The sequence below is a fragment of the Pseudarthrobacter sp. 05T312 genome (assembly GCF_056396685.1).
In genome coordinates this window covers 1-1024 of record NZ_JBFTLY010000041.1, presented here as the reverse complement: position 1 = coordinate 1024, position 1024 = coordinate 1, and the positions used below count along the sequence as shown (strand labels likewise).

The 1024-nt window shown below is 64.9% G+C and carries 1 protein-coding gene; it reads right to left on the bottom strand.

What is annotated here, in order from left to right:
* On the bottom strand, nt 1–964 hold a 964-nt coding region (locus AC1DIP_RS22195), incomplete at its 3' end, for an IS481 family transposase (protein WP_477735115.1).
* Between the last annotated feature and the right edge of the window lie 60 nt (nt 965–1024).

Below are 1024 nucleotides of genomic sequence, written 5' to 3'. Positions count from 1 at the left end.
TGTATTGACCTGAGAGGTTGGTGACGCGGCTGGCCGGTGGCTGACCTTTGAGTGAGGTGTGACCTCGATGATGATTGTAGTGATGGAGCCAGCCAGCGAAAGCGGCAACACGCTCGGCCTCTGATCTGTAAGGACGGGCGTAGGCCCATTCGTCGAGCAGGGTGCGGTTGTAGCGCTCGACTTTGCCGTTGGTCTGAGGCCTGTAGGGACGGGTGCGTTTGTGCTTGATGTCCGGGCCCAAGGCGTCTTTGAACGCGTAGGAGCGGTAGCAGGAACCGTTATCGGTCAGGACCCGTTTGACCGTGATCCCGTGGGACTCGAAGTAGGCGTTGGCACGTTCCCAGAATCCGGCCGCGGTGTCCTTTTTCTCATCGGTCAGGATCTCCGTGTAGGCGAGCCGGGAGTGGTCATCGACGGCGTTGTGCAAGAAAGCGTGGCCCGGTCTCCTGTTCGCCGCGGTGCCGGTCTTGTTCCGGTTTCCGGCGGCCCTGCCGACACTGCGGTGGCCCCCGCCGTCGGGGATCCGTCCAAGTTTCTTAATGTCGACGTGGACCAGGTCCCCGGGTCTGTGGTGCTCGTAGCGGCGGATCACCCGGCCCGTGGCCCGGTCCAGCCACGACAGCCTCGCCAGCCCGAATCGGGACAGGACCCGGTGCACCGTGGAGGGGTGGATGCCCAGCAGATAGCCGATCCGTGCCGGGCCCCAGCGGCGGTTGACCCTGATCGCGACGATCCGCCGCTCCCGCCGCATGGAGGTCCGTCGCGGGGAGTTGATGGGCCGGCTGGAACGATCACCCATCCCGTGCTCACCGTGCTCCCGGTAACGGGCCGCCCACCGCGCTGCGGTCGTCACCGACACCTGGAACCGCTCAGCAGCACGGCGCAGCGGCCACCCGTCATCGACGATGCACCGGGCCAGCCGGAGCCGTCCCTTCGGCGTCAGAAGCGCGTTAGCATGGGACATTGAAGACCTCCTTGTGGATCGGACTCTTAGACAAGCCCCACTCCACTTGGAGGTCTTCTT